Annotated in this window: 21 protein-coding genes; 4 read left to right on the forward strand and 17 right to left on the reverse strand. The window is 59.8% G+C overall.

Annotated elements, in window-relative coordinates; genetic code table 11:
• Positions 1-107: 107 nt before the first annotated feature.
• The 4 genes from JJN09_RS02160 to JJN09_RS02175 form a co-directional block, all read right to left on the reverse strand.
• Positions 108-641, reverse strand: a complete 534-nt coding sequence (locus JJN09_RS02160) for a GNAT family N-acetyltransferase (protein WP_249485276.1) — start codon at positions 639-641, stop codon at positions 108-110.
• A 91-nt stretch (positions 642-732) separates the two neighbouring features.
• Complete coding sequence (locus tag JJN09_RS02165) at positions 733-1839, reverse strand: NADH:flavin oxidoreductase/NADH oxidase (RefSeq protein ID WP_249485278.1); 1107 nt, start codon at positions 1837-1839, stop codon at positions 733-735.
• A 232-nt stretch (positions 1840-2071) separates the two neighbouring features.
• Complete coding sequence (recJ, locus tag JJN09_RS02170; protein ID WP_249485280.1) at positions 2072-3781, reverse strand: single-stranded-DNA-specific exonuclease RecJ; 1710 nt, start codon at positions 3779-3781, stop codon at positions 2072-2074.
• A 54-nt stretch (positions 3782-3835) separates the two neighbouring features.
• A complete protein-coding gene (locus JJN09_RS02175) occupies positions 3836-4378 on the reverse strand; it encodes a YaeQ family protein (protein ID WP_096819266.1) in 543 nt (180 codons plus the stop codon).
• 146 nt (positions 4379-4524) lie between these two features.
• Between JJN09_RS02175 and JJN09_RS02180 the strand changes: the two genes are divergently transcribed.
• Entirely contained in the window at positions 4525-5724 is a 1200-nt protein-coding gene (locus tag JJN09_RS02180; RefSeq protein WP_249485283.1) for a CaiB/BaiF CoA-transferase family protein, read from the forward strand.
• Positions 5651-6631, forward strand: a complete 981-nt coding sequence (locus tag JJN09_RS02185; protein WP_249485285.1) for a TIGR02285 family protein — start codon at positions 5651-5653, stop codon at positions 6629-6631. Before JJN09_RS02180 ends, JJN09_RS02185 begins: the two co-directional genes overlap by 74 nt.
• 172 nt (positions 6632-6803) lie before the next feature.
• Here JJN09_RS02185 and JJN09_RS02190 read toward each other — a convergent pair whose 3' ends face one another.
• The 13 genes from JJN09_RS02190 to ffh form a co-directional block, all read right to left on the reverse strand.
• Positions 6804-7085, reverse strand: coding sequence for a DUF3509 domain-containing protein (locus JJN09_RS02190; protein WP_085729753.1), 282 nt, complete (start codon positions 7083-7085; stop codon positions 6804-6806).
• A 164-nt stretch (positions 7086-7249) separates the two neighbouring features.
• Positions 7250-7657, reverse strand: coding sequence for a DNA-binding protein (locus JJN09_RS02195; RefSeq protein ID WP_249485287.1), 408 nt, complete (start codon positions 7655-7657; stop codon positions 7250-7252).
• A gap of 118 nt (positions 7658-7775) precedes the next feature.
• A complete protein-coding gene (locus JJN09_RS02200) occupies positions 7776-9149 on the reverse strand; it encodes a transporter substrate-binding domain-containing protein (protein ID WP_249485289.1) in 1374 nt (457 codons plus the stop codon).
• Between the two features lie 119 nt (positions 9150-9268).
• Positions 9269-10678 (reverse strand): threonine synthase, encoded by a 1410-nt coding sequence (gene thrC, locus JJN09_RS02205; RefSeq protein WP_249485293.1) that lies wholly within the window; start codon positions 10676-10678, stop codon positions 9269-9271.
• A 109-nt stretch (positions 10679-10787) separates the two neighbouring features.
• On the reverse strand, positions 10788-12092 hold the full coding sequence (locus JJN09_RS02210) for a homoserine dehydrogenase (RefSeq protein ID WP_249485295.1): 1305 nt from the start codon (positions 12090-12092) through the stop codon (positions 10788-10790).
• Positions 12093-12224: 132 nt separating this feature from the next.
• Complete coding sequence (gene dsbC / locus JJN09_RS02215; RefSeq protein ID WP_007954633.1) at positions 12225-12956, reverse strand: bifunctional protein-disulfide isomerase/oxidoreductase DsbC; 732 nt, start codon at positions 12954-12956, stop codon at positions 12225-12227.
• A 143-nt stretch (positions 12957-13099) separates the two neighbouring features.
• A complete protein-coding gene (gene xerD / locus JJN09_RS02220) occupies positions 13100-13996 on the reverse strand; it encodes a site-specific tyrosine recombinase XerD (RefSeq protein ID WP_249485299.1) in 897 nt (298 codons plus the stop codon).
• Positions 13997-14058: 62 nt separating this feature from the next.
• Positions 14059-14472 (reverse strand): acyl-CoA thioesterase, encoded by a 414-nt coding sequence (locus JJN09_RS02225; protein WP_114881518.1) that lies wholly within the window; start codon positions 14470-14472, stop codon positions 14059-14061.
• A gap of 91 nt (positions 14473-14563) precedes the next feature.
• Positions 14564-14914, reverse strand: coding sequence for a 50S ribosomal protein L19 (gene rplS / locus JJN09_RS02230; protein ID WP_003175895.1), 351 nt, complete (start codon positions 14912-14914; stop codon positions 14564-14566).
• Between the two features lie 45 nt (positions 14915-14959).
• Positions 14960-15712 carry a tRNA (guanosine(37)-N1)-methyltransferase TrmD gene (gene trmD, locus JJN09_RS02235; protein WP_096819250.1) on the reverse strand — a complete coding sequence of 251 codons (753 nt, stop codon included), beginning with the start codon at positions 15710-15712 and terminating at the stop codon, positions 14960-14962.
• Between the two features lie 2 nt (positions 15713-15714).
• Positions 15715-16251 (reverse strand): ribosome maturation factor RimM, encoded by a 537-nt coding sequence (rimM, locus tag JJN09_RS02240; protein ID WP_085688896.1) that lies wholly within the window; start codon positions 16249-16251, stop codon positions 15715-15717.
• Positions 16252-16256: 5 nt separating this feature from the next.
• On the reverse strand, positions 16257-16508 hold the full coding sequence (gene rpsP / locus JJN09_RS02245) for a 30S ribosomal protein S16 (protein WP_003185073.1): 252 nt from the start codon (positions 16506-16508) through the stop codon (positions 16257-16259).
• 410 nt (positions 16509-16918) lie between these two features.
• Positions 16919-18295, reverse strand: coding sequence for a signal recognition particle protein (gene ffh / locus JJN09_RS02250; RefSeq protein WP_249485304.1), 1377 nt, complete (start codon positions 18293-18295; stop codon positions 16919-16921).
• Between the two features lie 209 nt (positions 18296-18504).
• Here ffh and ccsA point away from each other — a divergent pair, with 209 nt between their 5' ends.
• Both ccsA and JJN09_RS02260 read left to right on the forward strand, forming a co-directional pair.
• The gene (gene ccsA, locus JJN09_RS02255; RefSeq protein WP_096819244.1) at positions 18505-19317 is read left to right on the forward strand and encodes an inner membrane protein YpjD; all 813 of its coding nucleotides are present in this window, start codon (positions 18505-18507) and stop codon (positions 19315-19317) included.
• Positions 19318-19329: 12 nt separating this feature from the next.
• Positions 19330-20571: a transporter associated domain-containing protein gene (locus JJN09_RS02260; RefSeq protein WP_249485306.1), complete on the forward strand. Its 1242-nt coding sequence runs from the start codon at positions 19330-19332 to the stop codon at positions 20569-20571.
• Positions 20572-20699: the final 128 nt, after the last annotated feature.

Below are 20699 nucleotides of genomic sequence, written 5' to 3' on the forward strand. Positions count from 1 at the left end.
AGATCGGGCCTCATCGCTGGCAAGCCAGCTCCCACATGGATATCGATTTTGATCACAGAGTTTGTGTACAACCGAAACCTGTGGGAGCGAGCTTGCTCGCGATGGCGTCAGTCCAGGCGACAGTAAAAGTGGATATCGTGAGGTTCGAGTGCAAACAACTCGGGATCCGGTTGCTCCAGCAACCGGCAACCCTGGCGCTGGTAGAACTCCACGGTATTGCGCGACTCGGTCGCCGAGACATACAACGCCTCGGCGCCGACCTCCCGGCCATGCGCGCAAGCCAGAGCAAACAACCGCCCACCCAGCCCCTGCCCGCGCCAGGCGCGGCTGATGTGCAGGAACTTCAACTGCCGCATGTTCAGCCCCCGATTGTGAATAACCCGGTTATCCACAACCACTGCCGCCACCAACGTCCCGCCATCGAAAATCCCGTGTAGCCAACCGCCGTTGCGCCAGCACTTTTCCAATGCCCGCGAGTTCTCCTCAGCCTCCCCTTCGGGCCAGCCGCGCATGTCGAAACGCGCCGGATACAGAATCAACTCACCGTTTTCCACGCGATAGCACTCCTCGACCAGTTCACTGCGGTCGATCTGCGCCAGCAGTGGTAAGTCCAGTTCGGTCATCTCACGTTCGATCAACATTGCGGTCCATTCCTTTGCAATTTCGGACGGCAGACAAGAAAAAACCCGCCGGTTCAATGGCGGGTTTTATAGGCTTTGCGACAGGCCGGAATCAATCCCGCAGATCAGACTCGTGAATAGGCTGATCCCGATGGGTCGCCCGTTGATACTGCGCTGGCCATACCGCTTTGCGCCCGCCCAGGTCATCGTCGGCATGCAGCGGCCAGTACGGATCACGCAGCAGCTCACGGGCGAGGAAGATGATGTCGGCCTGACAGGTCCGCAAGATGTGCTCGGCTTGCGCAGGCTCGGTAATCATTCCCACAGTACCGGTGGCAATGCCTGACTCCTTGCGCACGCGTTCGGCGAAGCGTGTCTGATAACCCGGTCCCACGGGGATTTCGGCGTTGGCAGCCGTGCCACCGGAAGACACGTCAATCAGATCAACACCCAGAGCTTTCAGGCGTCGCGCCAGCTCCACGGTTTCATCCGGATTCCAGCCGTCCTCGACCCAATCGGTGGCCGACAGGCGCACAAACACCGGCAGTTCCTCCGGCCACACCGCGCGCACCGCCTCGGTCACTTGCAGCACCAGACGAATGCGGTTTTCGAATGAACCGCCGTACTGGTCGCGGCGCTGGTTGCTGAGCGGCGAGAGAAACTGATGCAACAGATAACCATGCGCCGCATGCACTTCGACCACACTGAAACCGGCTGCCAGAGCGCGTTTTGCCGCTGCGACGAAGTCCTGAATGACCTGGGCGATCTGACTCTCATCAAGTTGTTTGGGTTGAGTGTGTTGCGGGTCGAACGCAATCGGGGACGGCCCCACCGGCGTCCAGCCGCCGTCATCCGGTTTGACGCTGCCATGTTTGCCGATCCAAGGCCGATGGGTGCTGGCCTTGCGCCCGGCATGGGCCAGTTGAATGCCGGCCACTGCGCCCTGCGCGTTGATGAAACGGGTAATGCGTTGCAGCGGCTCGATCTGTTCGTCGTTCCACAGGCCCAGGTCTTCGGCGGTGATCCGCCCGTCGGCCGTGATCGCCGTGGCTTCGGTAAATACCAGGCCAGCGCCCCCCACGGCACGGCTGCCGAGGTGCACCAGATGCCAGTCGTTGGCCAGGCCATCGACGCTGGAGTACTGGCACATTGGCGATACGGCGATGCGGTTGGGCAGGGTCAGTTGGCGAAGGGTAAAGGGTTCAAGCAGCAGACTCATGGGGCACCTCTCAAATCAGTGGGCAGGCTCCAGGGTTCTGTTTGAAAAGTCGACGAGTGACAGGAAAAAGGTGCAGCACCCGCCCCCGCGGGCAAAAAATTCGACAAGACGTCACAAGGCCAATCAAGCAGTGCTTAGAGCCTAGTCGACATCCGGGGATGAGGGAGGGTTCAGAAATGAAACAGCACAATTGAAGACTCGTGCGCCCCTTCAGATAGGGGCGCAGTGACCTTTAGCGCGGTTCGATGTGGGCAATCATAAGCTGCACGGTTTCATTGCCGCGAAACTCGTTGAGATCGAGTTTGTAAGCCAGTTCGACCCATTTGATCGTCGGGTTCGGCCAGATATCACGATCAATGCCGAAGGCGATGCCATCGAGTTTCACCGAACCGCATTCGCTTTTCAGCACCACTTTCAGGTGCCGCTCGCCGACCACGCGCTGCTCGACCAACTGGAACACGCCGTGGAACAGCGGCTCCGGAAAATGCTGGCCCCAAGGCCCGGCATGACGCAGGGCACGAGCCAGTTCCAAATGAAACTCTTCAACAGCCAAGGTGCCATCCGACAGCAGACGCCCGGTCAGATCCTCTTCGCGAAGCTGCCTGCGCACTTCGGCGTCGAAGGCCTCGGCGAACAACGGAAAATTCTCCTGCGGCAAGGTCAGGCCAGCCGCCATCGCGTGGCCGCCGTACTTGCTGATCAGGTCCGGATGCTGCGCCGCCACCACGCTCAGCGCATCGCGAATATGAAAGCCCTGCACCGAGCGCCCCGAGCCCTTGAGCAGGCCGTCACCGGCATCGGCGAAGGCGATGGTCGGGCGGAAGTAACGCTCTTTCATCCGCGACGCCAGAATGCCGATGACACCCTGGTGCCATTCCGGATCGAACAGGCAAAGACCGAACGGCATCGACTCGACCGGCAAGTCCTTGAGCTGCGCCAGCGCCTCACGCTGCATGCCTTGCTCGATGGATTTACGATCTTGGTTCATGCCGTCCAGTTGCGCGGCCATTTCCCGGGCCAGCTCTGCATTTTGGGTCAGCAGGCACTCGATCCCGAGGCTCATGTCATCCAGCCGCCCCGCCGCGTTCAGGCGCGGGCCGACGATGAAACCGAGATCGGTTGAAGTGATGCGCGAAGCTTCACGCTTGGCCACTTCCAGGATCGCCTTGATCCCCGGCCGCGCGCGTCCGGCGCGAATTCGTTCCAGGCCCTGGTGCACCAGAATCCGGTTGTTGGCATCCAGCGGCACCACGTCGGCAACGCTGCCCAGCGCCACCAGATCCAGCAGTTCGCCGATGTTCGGTTGCGGCTTGCTCTCGTACCAGCCGAGGCTGCGCAGGCGCGCGCGCAAGGCCATCAACACGTAGAAAATCACCCCGACCCCGGCCAGCGCCTTGCTCGGGAACTCGCAGCCAGGCTGGTTCGGATTGACCAGCGCATCGGCCTGCGGCAGTTCATCGCCGGGCAAGTGGTGGTCGGTGATCAAGACCTTGAGGCCGTGACGCTTCGCAGCCGCCACACCTTCGACGCTCGAAATACCGTTGTCGACGGTGATCAACAGTTGCGGTTCGCGGGTCATTGCGACTTCAACGATTTCCGGGGTCAGGCCATAGCCGTATTCAAAGCGGTTCGGCACCAGATAATCGACATGCGCCGCGCCCAGCAGGCGCAAACCGAGCACGCCCACGGTGCTGGCCGTCGCGCCGTCGGCGTCGAAGTCGCCGACGATCAGGATCCGCTGACGCTGCTCCAGCGCCGTCACCAGCAGATCCACCGCCGCATCGATCCCTTTGAGTTTCTGGAACGGAATCAGCCGCGCCAGGCTCTTGTCCAGCTCCGCCTCGGACTGCACACCCCGCGCCGCGTACAGGCGGGTCAGCAACGGTGGCAGGTCACCGAGAAACGGCAGAGTGGCGGGCAACGGGCGAGGATCGATACGCATGGGGTGACAGGAGCTTCTCTTGGGTACGTGGGATTTTTCGGGAGTAGCGCGGAATTAGCCGCGCTCGCCTTGCAGCCAGCTGAGCTGGACTTCGTGCTGACCACGGTCGTCGGTGACGAAGATCGTGCCTTCGCTGATCATCACGTCCCACTTGATGACGCGGGGCATGTCCTTGGCCAGGGTTTCCAGCACTTCCTGAGGGACCGCGGCGATGTTGACGTTTTTCAGGTTTTTGATCGCCGGGATCACCTTGCCTTCCCAGACGCGCAGGCTGCCGTAGGCCAGCAGGCTGGTGCGTTCGGTGCGACGGGAGCACCAGGTCAGGCGATCAGCGTCCGGCTGACCGACTTCGATCCAGTGCAGGACACGATCATCCAGGCTCTTTTCCCACAGCGCAGGTTCGTCCACGTCCGACAGACCTCGACCGAACGACAGGTGCTCGTTGTACCAGAGCGCGTAAGCCAGCAGGCGCACGGTCATGCGTTCTTCGGTTTCCGAAGGGTGGCGGGCGATGGTCTGCTTCACGTTCTCGTAGACGCTGCGGTCGAGATCGGTGAGGTTCAGTTCGAATTTGTAGGTGGTGGACGGCTGGGCCATGAACGGGCTTCTTGATACGAGGAAAGTCGGCAAGTCTAACCGATGCCGTAGGCAATCCACGAATTGATGGCGATCAACCTTGCGCGACTGACGGCCGGCTATGTTAAAACGCTGTATCCGTTCAGCCTTGTCCTACAGGATCTCGCATGCCGTTCGCCAACAAACCGCTCAGCGGTCTGAAAGTCATCGAATTGGGTACCTTGATTGCCGGACCGTTTGCCTCGCGCATTTGCGGCGAGTTCGGTGCCGAAGTGATCAAGATCGAATCGCCGGACGGCGGCGATCCGCTGCGCAAGTGGCGCAAACTGTATGAAGGTACTTCGTTGTGGTGGTTCGTCCAGGCCCGTAACAAAAAGTCCCTGACGCTGAACCTGAAACACCCAGAAGGTCTGGCGATCCTGAAAAAACTGCTGGGTGAAGCCGACATCCTGATCGAGAACTTCCGCCCCGGCGTCCTGGAAAAACTCGGCCTGAGCTGGGAAACCCTGCACGCGCTCAACCCCAAACTGGTGATGGTGCGTCTTTCAGGCTTCGGCCAGACCGGGCCGATGAAAGATCAGCCAGGTTTCGGTGCGGTCGGCGAATCCATGGGCGGCCTGCGCTACATCACCGGTTTCGAAGACCGGCCGCCGGTACGCACCGGAATCTCCATCGGCGATTCGATTGCCGCCCTGTGGGGCGTGATCGGCGCGTTGATGGCTTTGCGTCATCGCGAGGTCAACGGCGGCCTCGGCCAGGTCGTTGATGTGGCGTTGTACGAGGCAATCTTCGCGATGATGGAAAGCATGGTGCCGGAGTTCGACGTGTTCGGATTCATTCGCGAACGCACCGGCAACATCATGCCGGGCATCACGCCTTCGTCTATCCACACCAGCGCCGACGGCAAACACGTGCAGATCGGCGCCAACGGCGATGCGATCTTCAAGCGTTTCATGCTGATCATCGGCCGCGAAGATTTGGCCAATGACCCGGCGCTGGCCAGCAATGACGGGCGCGACAGTCGCCGTGACGAGTTGTACGGGGTGATCGATCGATGGGTCAATTCGTTGCCGCTGCAAACCGTGCTCGATCTGCTGAACCAGGCAGAAGTCCCGGCCAGCCGGATCTTCAGCGCCGAAGACATGTTCAACGATCCGCAGTACCTGGCCCGGGAAATGTTCCTGCACGCCAAACTGCCGGACGGTAAACCTTTCAAGATGCCGGGCATCGTGCCGAAACTCTCTGATACACCCGGCACGTCCGAATGGGTCGGACCGCAGCTCGGTGAACACAATGCGCAGGTACTCCACGATCTTGGCTACGACGAGAAGCAGATCGCCCGGCTGCGCGAAGACGGAGCCATCTGAGCTGAAACTCCGACAGGCCCCAGCCTCCAACCGCGCCCACCACTGGTGGACGTGGCGGCTGTTCGGCCTGCTTTTTCTGCTGGTGCTGCCAGCCTGGGCGCAGGCTAAACCGACGCTGATCTGGCTGCTGCGCGACCTGCCCCCGCTGACCATTTTCGAAGGCCCGAAAAAAGGCCAGGGCGTCATCGATCAACTGATGCCGATGCTGATTGCCGGCATGCCGCAATATGAACACACCTTGATGCGGGTCAACCGCGCCCGCGGCATCCAGATGCTCCATGAACACCCGTTTGCCTGTGATCCTTCGCTGATCTGGAACAAGGAACGCGCGCAGTGGATTGCGTTCTCCATCCCCGCGTTTCGGGCGGTCAGCAATGGCCTCGTGGTTCGTCAGAAAGATCGCGAGGTGCTGGCGCCGTTCATTTCCGACGGTGAAGTCGATCTATCCGCATTCCTGGCCAACAGCGACAAGAAAGTCGGCGTGGTAGCCGAGCGCAGTTATGGTGAATACATCGACGGCCTGCTCCGACAGGCCCCAAGCGGCGCGCTGACACCGCATTACGGGAATGACGCGTTAAGCAGTCTGCTGTCGATGCAGCGGCTCGGCCGGTTGCAGGTGGTGATGGGTTACTGGCCGGAAATCCGTTATCAGGCCCGCCAGGCACAGATCGCTGAAGATGAGCTGGAGTTTTTCCCCATTCGCGGGTCAGGCAAGTACATTTCGGGCCACGTCGGCTGCACCGACACCACTCAGGGCCGGCAGGCAATCAGTGAAATCGATCAACTATTGCGCACCCTGCCCCACGAACATCTCGACCAGCTCTATGCCGACTGGCTGGACCCTGAAATGCGTCAGGACTATCTGGAGCAGGCGCGGATTTTCTTCCAGCAGCAGTCCGCGCGGTAAATCCCGGACAAAAGAAACCCCGAGAAGTGGGGAGACGACTCGGGGTTAAACGTGGTCTGTATCAAAGACCCGTAGCAGCAAGCGACAAGCACCGGAGCACAATGCTTGATCCTGCTGTTATGGGGTCTGACTGACCTGGGTGCAGGAAGGTTCCCACAAAAGACAAATCAGTTTAGAGACCGGGGTGCTTGTCGCGAGCAGCGTTGCGCAAAGCAGCGATTACACACGGCTCCAGCCGGCCTTCAGCGATCAGGATGTCGCGATGCAAACCATCGACCACATCCGTCAGTTGGCGCTTGTCGCTCAATTGCGCCCGATTGAATTCGCGCTCCACCATGATGGCGCCACTGCCGTTCTTCAGTGTCACCAGGCATTCACCCTGCAAACCGCGAGGGGTCAGCGTTACTTGATACGGGCTCAGAGCCTCACCGAGCAATAGACTGATACTTTCCATCTCGATCTCCACTCAATAGTCCGAAAACACAGTGCCTGGGGCGTGTCCACAGTAAATGACCACCGGCCCGAGAAGAAAGTTCTGCATGCCGGCGGCCTCTCCCGGAGCGTCACCGACCTATCGGAGCATGCATGGCGAAGATGACAGAAAAATAACCAATGGCATCAGGCAGTGACCGGACGTCGGGGTAGCGACAGATAGCTGTCGAGCAAATTGCGCATCAGTACCGCCGAAACCGGTGTGTGCAGACGCCCCAGGAGCTTGATCCCGTCATCGCCGAACAAAGGCTCCAGGTCGGCCTGTATGCTGGGCGCCACCACCCCCAACAGAATCAGCGCTCGCGCCTCTTGCCGGGTCACCAGATGCCTGATCAGCGCCACCCCCTCGCCGCCCCTGAGCAGAGGATTGCAGATAGCGATATCGACTGTCCCTCGATGCCCCAGCGAACGCTTTGCCGCCTTCAGCGAGGGGGCGGTCAACACGTCATAGATCCCGATGGCATTGAGCATCTGATGCAACGCCATCAACTGGAACGGGTTGGGTTCGAGAAGCAGAATTTTGAGCGAGCGCATTGGACGACCTCTTGAACGACAATCGCGGTTTCTCGCCGCAGTGGTTTGTCACTCTAGGGCCGTCGTCCTAAGCTTCCCATCAGAAAAGTAGTCACGTTTTATAGGACATTTCCCATCTTCACGGCAGACACCGGCATCCGTGCTCCATCCGCCTCTGGGTAATATCCGTCCAGCCCCCCAGAAGACCGCGCAATTTCCCATCGACACCATAAAAAGGCACCGTCCACTGATAGATGTGTCGAGAGCCACCCTTGAACAGCAGTTGCCGTTTGCTGAAACGCGTCTTGCGGGTGCGCAGTTGCACCATGAATTCATCATGCAGCATCAACGCTGTGGCTTGTGGAAGTACATCGAGTTCATGCAGCACCCGTCCTTGCACCTGCTCGAGACGCACACCGAGCGCCTCTTCATAACTGCGGTTACACAGAATCAACCGTCCCTGCAGATCACGAACGAACACCGGGTCTGGCATGGCATCGATCAACGCACGCTGAAAGGCCAATTGGTCACCCAAGTCTTTTTCGGCCTCCCGACGCTGTTTTATCTCGGTTGCCAGCCGGCGATTCCAAAGCAACGAAAGCAGGCCGAACACTCCGAGCACTCCCATTCCCCAGCACCCCCACGTGATCACCCGTGCACCGATTGACGGTGCAGGCGTCGGTGAAATGCCATCCAGCCACTTCAGGCGCATGGCGCGCAATTCGGCTGCAGGGAAGGCCCCCAAGGCCTTGTTGAGAATGCTCAGCAACTCAGGCAAGCCTTTGCGCACCGCCAGATGATCCGCCTCCCACTTGCCCTCCACCAGACCACCGACCTTGAGCAGGCCCGACGGAAACAACTGCGCACCGATTTCGTTTTCAATCGTGGCATAAGCCTCGCCACTCTCAACAAGCGCACGGGCCTCGGCGTAGGTCTTGACCGAACGTATCTGGATCAAAGGGTGATCGCGCCGGATTCCATCCTCCAGCGCATGCCTGGCAGGCAGCACCAGAATCCGCGTGTCCAGTTCTTCAAGCGACTGCACCGCCGGCGCACTTGCGCGCCCGACGAACACCCAGCCCGCACCGCCGAAAGCGTGGCTGAAATCAAGGAACTGCTTGCGTTCCTCGTTCATGGCCAGCGTCGTACTGATATCGGCGACGCCGCTTTCGAGTCGCTCCAGCATGTGGTTGGTGGAGAACGACTCCTGATGCACGAACTGCAAACCGGTCATGGCGCTGATGTGATTGAGCACATCGTTGTTCAAGCCGCTCCAATGGCCGTGTTCATCCTGGAACAAATACAAAGGATATTGCACCGAGGCAACCGTCACCTTGGGGTTATCTCGAATCCACTGACGTTCCTGTGCTTCCAGCTCGATGGGCTGGATGTTCAACTCCGCCCCTTCTGAATGCATCGTCAGATGGGCCGCTTCGGCCCATGGCAGGAATCCCGACAGGCCCAACAAAAACAACCAGCGCAGCGCTGGCTTCAATCCTGAATAAAACCGCATTGCCACATCCTTCGTCATCGACTCGCCCGTCCTTCATGGGCGAAACACGCGCAGTGTGGCATGCAAAAACAAGAAAGCCCGTCAGGAGACGGGCTTCAAAATGTGACAACTTTCAGGGCTTAAAGCGGCTTGCCACGGTTGCCATGCTGGCTGACAAAGGCTTGCACGGCTTTCAGCTCGTTTGCCAGAACTGTGCAGCGCTCTTCTCTCTCAAACAAATCAGAAAGATGTGCAGGTAGTTCGAGAGCTTTTCCTACACCGGCTTTTTCCACGGCATCCGGGAATTTGACCGGATGCGCGGTGCCCAGGATCACCATCGGGATGTCCAGGCTGCGACGGCATTCACGGGCGGCTTTCACGCCGATGGCCGTGTGCGGATCGAGCACCTCACCGGTCTGCTCGAAGACTTCGGCGATGGTTTCGCAGGTTTGCGCATCGTCCACCGCCAGCGAGTCGAACAATTTGCGCGCTTCGGTCCAGCGTTCCTGTTCGACGCTGAAACCGCCGCCCTGTTTGAACGAGTCCATCAGACCGGCAATCGCCGCGCCGTTGCGACCGTGCAGATCGAACAGCAGGCGTTCAAAGTTCGACGAAACCATGATGTCCATCGATGGCGACAGCGTGGCGTGCAGGGTTTCCTTGACGTACTGGTTGCCGCTCATGAAGCGGTGCAGGATGTCGTTGCGGTTGGTGGCGACGATCAACTGGTTGATCGGCAGGCCCATGTTGCGCGCCAGGTAACCGGCGAAGATGTCGCCGAAGTTGCCGGTCGGCACCGAGAACGACACCGAACGCGCCGGGCCGCCCAGTTGCAGGGCTGCGTGGAAGTAGTAGACGATCTGGGCCATGATCCGCGCCCAGTTGATCGAGTTCACCGCCACCAGGCGAGTGCCCTTGAGGAAGCTCTGGTCGGCGAAGCTGGCCTTGACCATTTCCTGGCAGTCGTCGAAGTTGCCTTCGATGGCGATGTTGTGGATGTTCTCACCGAGGATGGTGGTCATCTGCCGACGCTGCACTTCGGACACACGGTTGTGCGGGTGCAGGATGAAGATGTCGACGTTCTCGCAATGCTTGCAGCCTTCGATGGCAGCCGAACCGGTGTCACCGGAGGTGGCTCCGACGATCACCACGCGCTCGCCGCGCTTTTCCAGCACGTAGTCGAGCAAACGGCCGAGCAGTTGCAGGGCGAAGTCCTTGAACGCCAGAGTCGGGCCGTGGAACAACTCCAGCACCCATTCATTACCGTTCAGTTGACGCAGCGGCGCAACGGCGCTGTGCGAGAACACGCCGTAGGTTTCTTCAAGAATCTTTTTGAAGTCCGCATCCGGGATGCTGCCGGTCACGAACGGGCGCATCACCCGGAAGGCCAGCTCGTGATACGGCAGGCCGGCCCAGGAAGCGATTTCTTCCTGGGTGAAACGTGGCAGGTTTTCCGGGACGTACAGACCGCCGTCGGTGGCGAGACCAGCCAGCAGGACGTCTTCGAAATTCAGGGCCGGTGCCTGGCCGCGGGTACTGATGTAACGCATAGGGGCAAACCTTCGGTTTGGGCTTCAAGCTTCAAGCCTCAAGCTGCAAGTGAAAAGCGCTCAGGCTTTTACTTGCAGCTTGCAACTCGCAGCTTGCCGCTGCTTCTGTTTAGTTCAAGTGCTCGACGCGGATCCGCACGACCGGACCCACCACGCCCGCCAGGGCTTCGAGGGCGGCGATCGCATCGTTGATGTGCTGTTCCAGCACGCGGTGGGTCAGCAGGATCATCGGCACCAGGCCGTCGTGTTCCTCGACTTCCTTCTGCATGATCGACTCGATGTTGATGCCGCGCTCCGAGAGGATGCTCGCCACCTGAGCGAGTACGCCAGGATGGTCCTTGGCCTGAATGCGCAGGTAGTAGGCACTTTCGCAGGCTTCGATCGGCAGGATCGGATGGGCCGACAGCGAGTCCGGCTGGAAGGCCAGGTGCGGCACGCGGTTTTCCGGGTCGGAGGTCATGGCGCGAACCACGTCCACCAGGTCCGCGATCACCGACGAAGCGGTCGGCTCCATGCCGGCGCCAGCGCCGTAGAACAGGGTCGAACCGGCAGCGTCACCGTTGACCATCACCGCGTTCATCACGCCGTTGACGTTGGCGATCAGGCGATCGGCCGGGATCAGCGTCGGGTGTACGCGCAGCTCGATACCGGTAGCGGTGCTGCGTGCAACGCCCAGGTGCTTGATGCGGTAGCCCAGCGCTTCGGCGTAGTTCACGTCGGCGGTGGTCAGCTTGGTGATGCCTTCGGTGTAAGCCTTGTCGAACTGCAGCGGAATACCGAATGCGATCGAGGCGAGAATCGTCAGCTTGTGCGCCGCATCGATGCCTTCGACGTCAAAAGTCGGATCAGCTTCGGCGTAGCCCAGCGCTTGCGCCTCAGCCAGCACGTCTTCGAAGGTGCGACCCTTCTCGCGCATTTCGGTGAGGATGAAGTTGCCGGTGCCGTTGATGATCCCGGCGACCCAGTTGATACGGTTGGCGGACAGGCCTTCGCGGATCGCCTTGATCACCGGAATGCCACCGGCTACCGCCGCTTCGAATGCCACGATCACGCCTTTCTCGCGTGCCTTGGCGAATATTTCATTACCGTGAACGGCAATCAGAGCTTTGTTCGCGGTGACCACATGCTTGCCATTCTCGATGGCCTTGAGTACCAGCTCACGGGCAACGGTGTAGCCGCCCATCAGCTCTATGACGATGTCAATCTCAGGGTTCGTGGCCACTTCGAAGACATCGTTGGTAATCGCAATACCGGTCGTCTGGAACTGAGGCTTTGGCGTGCGCATGGCAATTTGTGCCACTTCGATTCCACGCCCGGCACGACGAGCAATTTCCTCGGCGTTGCGCTGAAGTACGTTGAAGGTACCGCCACCGACGGTCCCTAACCCACAGATGCCTACTTTGACCGGTTTCACTGTGAACTCCCCATAAAACGGCCGACGCGAGGCCGGCCGTGAAAACAACCGCATAATCGCGGCTCTCTATTGATGGCCCGGCCGTGTTGCCGCCGGACCACGCTCGTCAGCGCCTGAGCGTGACGATGCGAATTACTTCGCGCCCAGTGCCAGTTTGGCGACTTGTGGCGCAGGCTGGTAGCCCGGAATCACTTGTCCGTCAGCCAAAACGATGGCCGGCGTGCCGTTCACACCGATCGACTGACCGAGGGCGAATTGTTTGGAAACCGGGTTCTCGCACTTGGCAGCCTTGATTTCCTTGCCATCGACCATTTTGTCCATGGCGGCTTTCTTGTCTTTCGAGCACCACACGGCTTGCAGTTGCTCATCACCCGGCGAGCCCAGGCCCTGACGCGGGAACGCCACGTAACGCACTTCGATACCGCGCTTGTTCAGCTCCGGCACTTCGGCATGCAGCTTGTGGCAGTACGGGCACGTGGTGTCGGTGAACACGGTGATGTGCGACTTGGTCTCGCCCACAGCCGGGTAAACCACGGTCTCGGCTACCGGGATCGCATTGATCAGTTTGGAAATGCCCAGGCGCTCGGTCTTCTCGGTCAGGTTGACCGGTTTGCCGTCCTTGAGCTGGAACATGTAGCCCTGAACGATGTACTGGCCGTCAGCGCTGGCGTAGAGCACGCGGCTGCCCTTGAGCTTGACTTCGTACAGGCCCGGCAGCGGGCTGGCGGTGATGGTGTCCACCGGCACGTCGAGCTGGAGGTTTTCCAGGCTCTGGCGGATGGCTTTGTCGGCCGCATCATCGGCGACGGCAAAAGTACTGACCAACGCAATGGCTGCGGCGGCGAAAATCTGGGTCAGACGCATGAGAACTCCTGAAGGCGGACAAATGGAACGATCAGAACGCCCGTGCCGGAACACCGGGTCATAACCGTCCATCGTGCAAACCGGCAAAGCCTACCACATAAGGTTCGCGTGACCGAATGCGCCTGTCGCAAGACGGACTGCGCTCAGCCTCGAGGGTGATGTTTGGCATGCAAATCCTGCAACCGCGCCCGGGCGACGTGAGTGTAGATCTGCGTGGTCGACAGGTCGCTGTGACCCAACAGCATCTGCACCACCCGCAAGTCGGCGCCATGGTTGAGCAGGTGCGTGGCAAAGGCGTGACGCAGCGTGTGGGGCGACAGCGACTTGCCGATACCGGCAACCTTGGCCTGGTGTTTGATGCGGTGCCAAAAGGTCTGGCGGGTCATCTGCTCGCCGCGCTGGCTGGGAAACAGCACATCGCTGGGACGCCCGCCCAGCAGCTCGCCGCGACCATCGCGCAAGTAACGTTCGACCCAGACAATCGCTTCCTCGCCCATCGGCACCAGCCGTTCCTTGCTGCCCTTGCCCATCACCCGCAACACGCCCTGACGCAGATTGACCTGCTCCAGGGTCAGGCTGATCAGCTCGGTTACCCGCAAGCCGCAGGCGTAAAGGACTTCAAGCATGGCGCGGTCACGCTGGCCGATGGCTTCACTCAAGTCTGGAGCCTTCAGCAGCGCTTCAACGTCGGCTTCCGACAAGGATTTGGGCAGCGGCCGACCCAGTTGCGGCATGTCGATGCGCAGGGTTGGGTCGACCGAGATCAGTTTTTCCCGCAACAGGTAGCGATAAAAGCCCCGCACACCCGAGAGAAATCGCGCGGTGGAACGGGGTTTGTAGTTCTGCTCCAGACGCCAGGCCAGGTGATCGAGGATCAACTCCCGACCGGCATTGATCAGCTCGAGATTTTTCTCCTGCAACCAGCCGTGGAACAGAGCGAGATCACTGCGATAGGCGTCGCGGGTGTTGTCGGACAGGCCCTTCTCAAGCCATAAAGCGTCGAGGAATTGGTCAATCAGCGGATGGTCGATGGCGGGCATAAAAGCTCAGGCAAGGCAGAGATGGCGGACAGTCTTTCACAGCCCGCCCGCTCACGGAATCATCAGGCGGCAAAACCAGGCAGCACAGGCACCGGACGTTTGTCATCATCGATGGCAACGAAGCTGAACTGCCCATGGATGGCTTTCTCGCGACCGTCGCAGCTCATGCTTTCGACAAACACTTCCACCTCGACCTTGAGGCTGGTGTTGCCGACCTTGATCACCCGCCCCACCAGTTCGACGATGGAACCTGCCGGGATCGCGTGATTGAAGTCGATACGGTCGGTCGACACGGTCACCAGCGGCAAACGACAGAAGCGGGTGGCGGTGATGAACGACACTTCGTCCATCCAGGCCAGCGCCGTGCCGCCGAACAGGGTGTTGTGATGGTTGGTGGTCGGCGGGAAGACCGCCTTGGTCACGCGGGTCACCGAGAGTTCGGTGCGGCGTTCGATTTCTTGCTCACGAGATGTCATGGATACGGCCTGAAGCAATGGTGCTGTGGATAAATTGCGGGCAACAAAAAAGCAGCCCGTAGGCTGCTTTTTTCTGCATCGGAAGCTGGACTTAAGCCAGTTTTTCCTTGATGCGAGCTGCTTTACCCGACAGGTCGCGCAGGTAGTACAGCTTGGCTTTACGTACGTCACCGCGACGTTTAACAGCCATGCTGTCGATCTGCGGGGAGTAGGTCTGGAAAGTACGTTCTACGCCAACACCGTTGGAGATTTTACGAACGGTGAACGCACTGTTCACGCCGCGGTTACGCTTGGCGATTACAACGCCTTCGAACGCTTGCAGACGGGAACGATCGCCTTCCTTCACTTTCACCTGAACGACAATGGTGTCGCCCGGGGCAAAGGTAGGGATTTCTTTGGTCATCTGCTCTGCTTCGAGTGCAAGGATGATTTTGTTGGTCATGCTGTGCTCCTAAGGTAAATCGTCGGATTTACCATCGATACGTTGTTAACTATCGTCCCGCTCGCGGATGTATTCCTCGAGCAGCTTCTTCTCTTCTCCAGAAAGCGAGCGGCTTTCCAGAAGATCGGCGCGTCGTTCATAGGTCCGACCAAGGGACTGCTGTAAACGCCAACGCCGGATGTGCGCGTGGTTGCCACTCAGCAACACGTCGGGTACACGCTGATCCGCATACACCTCAGGTCGGGTGTAGTGCGGGCAATCCAGCAGACCATCCGTAAAGGAATCTTCCTCGGCGGAGTCCGCATGCCCTAAAGCTCCAGGCAGCAGTCGTGTAACCGCATCGATCAGGACCATGGCCGGCAGCTCGCCGCCAGACAGTACATAGTCGCCAATCGACCACTCTTCATCGACATGAGCTTCAATAAAACGCTCGTCAATGCCTTCATAGCGACCGGCAATCAGGATCAATGCATCCGATTTCGCCAGTTCGCGTACCGCCGACTGAGTCAGTTGACGGCCTTGGGGGGACAGGTAAATCACCTTCGCCGCCTCCCCGGCTGCTGCCTTGGCCTGAACCAGAGCATCTTCCAGGGGCTTGATCTTCATCACCATGCCCGGACCACCGCCAAACGGGCGATCGTCCACAGTGTGATGCCGATCCGTCGTGTAATCCCGCGGATTCCAACAGGTCAGCTGCAAGAGCCCCTGTTTGACCGCACGACTGGTGATGCCGTAGTCGCCGATGGCGGAAAACATCTCGGGAAACAAACTGATCACTTCTACGCGCAAGTTAGCCACGCTTAGAAGTCCGCGTCCCAATCCACCTTCATCTCGCCCGCTGCCAGGTCGACTGCCAACACGCATTGCTCCGTATAGGGCAACAGGCGTTCGCGATCATCCAGGCTGCCAGCGCAAGGCTTGACTACCATTACATCATTGGCGCCGGTTTCCAGAAGATGATCGATCTTCCCGAGCAATTGCCCAAGTGTGTCGATGACCTTCAGACCTTCCAGCTGGTACCAGTAGTACTCGCCTTCGGTCAATTCAGCGAACAGGTTGCGCGGCACGCAGATCTCGTAACCGGCCAGAAGACGAGCTTCTTCACGATCATCAAGACCCTTGAGCTTTGCGACCAGGAACTTGTCGCTCCCGCGTCCACTGACCAGCTCGACCTGTTTGACATTGCCTTCGCGCTTGAGCGTCCAGGTTTTGTACTGCAACAGGTTTTCAGTCGGATCAGTAAAGGAATAAACCTTCACTTCGCCGCGAACGCCGTGAACAGAATAAATTTTGCCAATAACGATCAAATCATCGGCAACAGCAGGCGTCGCGTTCATATTGCTCAGGCCGCAGCCTTAGCCGATTCCTTCAGCAACTGAGCAACACGCTCAGAAGGCTGTGCACCAACGCTCAGCCAGTAGGCAACGCGCTCTTGGTTCACGGACAGACGGATTTCCTGACCACGGGCAACAGGGTTGAAGAAACCAACCTGTTCTTTGTGGGAACCGTCACGCGGGTTGCGGGAGTCGGTTACGGTCAGGTGGTAAAACGGGCGCTTTTTGGAGCCGCCAAGGGCAAGACGGATTGTTAGCATGTGAACATCGTTCCTGTAGTCGGTGCTGCAAATCTAAATGCACAGCGGGCATGGGTGCCCGAAAGGCCGCATATTCTAAGGAATATCCGGACTTTTGCAAATGACTTTTTCCGGCGCCTATGGCATGCCGTGCAGATTTGCATATAGGGCCATCGTTTAGAACGGCCGGTCAGCTCCCGCCGAGTGCGGGTTTGCTGTTGATCCCGCGTCCTTGCGGGGCCTGCGCCGGTACGACGACCGGCGAGATTCTAGTGTCCCATCTCACCCATTTCGCTCACTTTTGGCGAGTGACTGATGCCCTCAAGCAAGGCGCCGCGACGAGTCATAGCCCGCTATGGCGAGGAGCGGCAACGCAGCATGAGGGCATCAGACGCCGCCACAAGTGAGCAGAATGGGTGAGACGGGACACCTTACATTTTCGGCATGCCGCCGCCGGGCAACATACCGCCCATGCCGCGCATCATTTTCGCCATTCCGCCCTTGGCGGAGAATTTCTTCATCATCTTCTGCATCTGCTTGTGCTGCTTGATCAAGCGACCGATGTCCTGCACCTGGGTGCCGGAACCCATGGCGATCCGACGCTTGCGCGAACCGCTGATCAGCTCAGGGTCGCGGCGCTCGGCCGGGGTCATGGAGTTGATGATGGCTTCCATCTGTTTGAACTGCTTCTCTGCGGCGTTCTGGGCATTGCCCATCTGCGACAGGTTCACACCACCGATGCTCGGCAGTTTGTCCATGAGGCCGCCGAGGCCGCCCATGTTCTTCATCTGTTGCAACTGATCGCGGAAGTCTTCGAGGTCGAAGCCCTTGCCCTTCTTCAGCTTCTTGGCCAGCTTGTCGGCCTTGTCCTTGTCGAGGGTCGCTTCAGCCTGTTCGATCAGGCTGAGCACGTCGCCCATGCCGAGGATCCGAGAAGCGATTCGCTCCGGGTGGAACGGCTCAAGGGCTTCGGTCTTCTCGCCCATACCGATGAACTTGATCGGCTTGCCGGTGATGGCACGAACGGACAGCGCGGCACCGCCACGGGCGTCACCGTCGACCTTGGTCAGGATCACACCGGTCAGTGGCAGTGCATCGCCGAAGGCCTTGGCCGTGTTGGCGGCGTCCTGGCCGGTCATGGCGTCGACCACGAACAGGGTTTCGACCGGGTTGATCGCGGCGTGCAGCGCCTTGATCTCGCCCATCATCTCTTCATCGATGTGCAGACGACCGGCGGTATCGACGATGACCACGTCGATGAATTTCAGTTTTGCTTCTTTAATAGCCGCGTTGGCGATGTCGACCGGCTTCTGGCTCAGGTCGGACGGGAAGAACGTCACGCCGATGTCGTTGGCCAGGGTTTCCAGCTGTTTAATAGCCGCAGGACGATAGACGTCCGCCGACACGACCATGACCGACTTCTTCTTGCGCTCTTTAAGGAAGCGCGCCAGCTTGCCGGCGGTAGTGGTTTTACCGGCACCCTGCAGACCGGCCATCAGTACGACGGCTGGCGGCACGGCACTCAGGTTCAAATCTTCGTTGGCCGCGCCCATCAGACTTTCGAGTTCGGCCTGGACGATCTTCACGAACGCCTGGCCCGGCGTCAGGCTGCGCGACACCTCAGTGCCGACAGCACGCTCCTTGACCGAATTGACGAAGTCCTTGACCACCAGCAGGGCGACGTCGGCTTCGAGCAACGCCATGCGCACTTCGCGCAGGGTGTCTTTGATGTTGTCTTCGGTCAGCTTCGCCTTGCCGGTGACATGGCGCAGCGTCTGCGAGAGACGGTCGGTTAAGTTTTCAAACATTGCGCGATCCTTTCAGGCCCTGTGTAGACCGGGATAATGGCGGCCCAGACCGGAATCAACATGTGCTCGGCGAGCCTGCGGCGTGGGCAGGTCGCGGATTATAGCGAAGACTGCGTCTGGCGGACACCTCGCTGTCAGCTTGCCGGTCTTTCGTGCCATGGCGGTTCTATGCCAAACTCAGCGCCTTTCGGGCTTGCCTAACAGGATTTATGCTCCCCTTGTCACCGAGTTTGCTGACCACCCTCGCCGCCGCTCTTCTATATGCCGCTGCGACCCTCTATCAGGGCACCCGCCTGGCCACTGGCGCCAAGGCCAACAAGCGCCTGCTGGTCACGCTCGGCGTGCTCGCCGTGCTGGCCCACAGCGCCAGCCTGCTGACTCACCTTCTGACGCCGATCGGTCTGGGTCTGGACTTCTTCAGTGCCTCGAGCCTGATTGCCGCGGCAGTCATTGCCCTGACCCTATTGGCCTGTTCGCGGATTCCGGTGGAAAACCTGCTGGTCCTGCTGTTCCCGCTGGGTGCGATCACTGTTTTGCTGGCACAGTTCGCGCCGACCGGCACCGTGCAGATCATCGACGAAGAGCCGGGCATCCTCGCGCATATCCTGCTGTCGATTCTCGCCTACGGCATGTTCACCATCGCCGTGTTCCAGGCGTTGTTGCTGCTGGTGCAGGATCACCAGCTCAAGAACAAGCACCCGTCCGGGCTGATCAAGAACTTCCCGCCACTGCAAACCATGGAAAGCCTGCTGTTCGGCTTCCTCTGGGCCGGCTGGACGCTGCTGTCGCTGTCGCTGATTTCCGGCTGGCTGTTCGTCGAGAACCTGTTTGCCCAGCACCTTGTGCACAAGACCCTGCTGGCCTGCCTGGCCTGGGTCGTGTTCAGCGTGCTGTTGTGGGGCCGCAACCGCCTGGGCTGGCGCGGCCACAAAGCGATCCGCTGGACCCTCGCCGGTTTCTGCCTGCTGATGTTGGCGTATTTCGGCAGCAAACTGGTCCGCGAATACATCCTGCACATCTGACGGGCGGCATAAATGGACGGTTTGCCCATAGGGCCAATGCTCGCGGTTTTTGTCCTCCTGATCCTCTGGTCGGGGTTGTTTACCGCCATCGAAGTGGCGCAACAGCATCTGCTGGCGCAACGCACCGCGTCTCGCGCCAGTGACAAACCATTGGCGAAGCTCAGCTTCCCGCTCGACAGCCTGATTCTGTGCAACACCCTGTGCCGCGCCCTAGCCGTGGTGCTTGCCACGCTACTGGCGATTTTCCTCTGTGAAGAAAACGGTCCCTGGGCAGCCTGCCTTGGCGCCACCGCCGTATTGCTGGTGTTTGCCGACTATTTTCCACGCACCCTCGCCCAACGTTATCCGGACGCCGTGCTGTCATTCGGCAATACGCTACTGGCTGTGCCGCTGAAAGTGATCTATCCGCTCGCATGGCTGCTGAGCAGCACCAGTGGTTTGCTGTTGCGTCCGCTGGTGCGCAAGCCTCAGGTCGTGCAGCAGAGCGAAGACGACGTCCCCGCCGATCGCCATGACGACCCGGAGCACTCGTCTCGCCCGCACCCGGTTTCCGGCATCCATGCGCTGGACAACATCACGGTCAACGACATCCTGGTGCCCCGCAGTGACGTCGACGGCATCAATCTCGATGACCCGATCGAAGAGATCATCGAGCAATTGCGCCACAACAAGCGCACGCGCCTGCCGGTTTTCCACAGCGACATCAACCAGGTCGAGGCCGTCCTCAACACCCGGCAGATCCGCCACTTGCTGGACAATCACGCCCTGACCCGGGAAGCGCTCCTTGCTGCCAGCTACGAGCCGTATTTCGTCCCGGAAAGCACGCCGCTGCAATTGCAACTGCTGAACTTCCACAAGCAACAGCGGCGCCTGGGCATGGTGGTGGACGAGTACGGCGAAGTACTGGGGATCGTCACTCTGGAAGACATTCTCGAAGAAATCGTCGGCGAATTCGAAAGCGAGCACAGCCTCGACAATCCGCATATCCATCCGCAGGCCGATGGCCGAATGGTGATAGACGGCGCCGCCTCGATCCGTGAACTGAACAAATGCCTGGGCTGGCACCTGCCCAGCGACGGCCCCCGGACTCTCAACGGCCTGGTGACCGAGGCGCTGGAAACCATCCCGGAAAGCGCGGTCTGCCTGAAGATCGGGCGCTATCGCCTGGAGATCCTCGAAACCGAGGATAACCGCGTGAGCAAAGTGCTCATCTGGCACACCAGCTCGGCCCCGGCGCTCACACCCGTCCGCTAGTTCTCCCCTTGTTCAATCGTTAGCCTCCTTCCTATAATCGGGGGTGCTTACCTAAGCCCCGCCGAACCGCGTGCTTACCCCGCACCCGACAGGTTCCGGCCGGTACATCGCCGCTTTCCGCATCACAC

Source organism: Pseudomonas sp. HS6 (genome assembly GCF_023375815.1).
Lineage (GTDB): Bacteria > Pseudomonadota > Gammaproteobacteria > Pseudomonadales > Pseudomonadaceae > Aquipseudomonas.

What these genes read in the sequence shown, in the direction of transcription:
- JJN09_RS02160 (WP_249485276.1), bottom strand. Translation starts at nt 641, where the DNA reads ATGTTGATCGAACGTGAGATGACCGAACTGGACTTACCACTGCTGGCG.
- JJN09_RS02165 (WP_249485278.1), bottom strand. Translation starts at nt 1,839, where the DNA reads ATGAGTCTGCTGCTTGAACCCTTTACCCTTCGCCAACTGACCCTGCCC.
- recJ (WP_249485280.1), bottom strand. Translation starts at nt 3,781, where the DNA reads ATGCGTATCGATCCTCGCCCGTTGCCCGCCACTCTGCCGTTTCTCGGT.
- JJN09_RS02175 (WP_096819266.1), bottom strand. Translation starts at nt 4,378, where the DNA reads ATGGCCCAGCCGTCCACCACCTACAAATTCGAACTGAACCTCACCGAT.
- JJN09_RS02180 (WP_249485283.1), top strand. Translation starts at nt 4,525, where the DNA reads ATGCCGTTCGCCAACAAACCGCTCAGCGGTCTGAAAGTCATCGAATTG.
- JJN09_RS02185 (WP_249485285.1), top strand. Translation starts at nt 5,651, where the DNA reads ATGCGCAGGTACTCCACGATCTTGGCTACGACGAGAAGCAGATCGCCC.
- JJN09_RS02190 (WP_085729753.1), bottom strand. Translation starts at nt 7,085, where the DNA reads ATGGAAAGTATCAGTCTATTGCTCGGTGAGGCTCTGAGCCCGTATCAA.
- JJN09_RS02195 (WP_249485287.1), bottom strand. Translation starts at nt 7,657, where the DNA reads ATGCGCTCGCTCAAAATTCTGCTTCTCGAACCCAACCCGTTCCAGTTG.
- JJN09_RS02200 (WP_249485289.1), bottom strand. Translation starts at nt 9,149, where the DNA reads ATGCGGTTTTATTCAGGATTGAAGCCAGCGCTGCGCTGGTTGTTTTTG.
- thrC (WP_249485293.1), bottom strand. Translation starts at nt 10,678, where the DNA reads ATGCGTTACATCAGTACCCGCGGCCAGGCACCGGCCCTGAATTTCGAA.
- dsbC (WP_007954633.1), bottom strand. Translation starts at nt 12,956, where the DNA reads ATGCGTCTGACCCAGATTTTCGCCGCCGCAGCCATTGCGTTGGTCAGT.
- xerD (WP_249485299.1), bottom strand. Translation starts at nt 13,996, where the DNA reads ATGCCCGCCATCGACCATCCGCTGATTGACCAATTCCTCGACGCTTTA.
- JJN09_RS02225 (WP_114881518.1), bottom strand. Translation starts at nt 14,472, where the DNA reads ATGACATCTCGTGAGCAAGAAATCGAACGCCGCACCGAACTCTCGGTG.
- rplS (WP_003175895.1), bottom strand. Translation starts at nt 14,914, where the DNA reads ATGACCAACAAAATCATCCTTGCACTCGAAGCAGAGCAGATGACCAAA.
- rimM (WP_085688896.1), bottom strand. Translation starts at nt 16,251, where the DNA reads ATGAACGCGACGCCTGCTGTTGCCGATGATTTGATCGTTATTGGCAAA.
- rpsP (WP_003185073.1), bottom strand. Translation starts at nt 16,508, where the DNA reads ATGCTAACAATCCGTCTTGCCCTTGGCGGCTCCAAAAAGCGCCCGTTT.
- ffh (WP_249485304.1), bottom strand. Translation starts at nt 18,295, where the DNA reads ATGTTTGAAAACTTAACCGACCGTCTCTCGCAGACGCTGCGCCATGTC.
- ccsA (WP_096819244.1), top strand. Translation starts at nt 18,505, where the DNA reads ATGCTCCCCTTGTCACCGAGTTTGCTGACCACCCTCGCCGCCGCTCTT.
- JJN09_RS02260 (WP_249485306.1), top strand. Translation starts at nt 19,330, where the DNA reads ATGGACGGTTTGCCCATAGGGCCAATGCTCGCGGTTTTTGTCCTCCTG.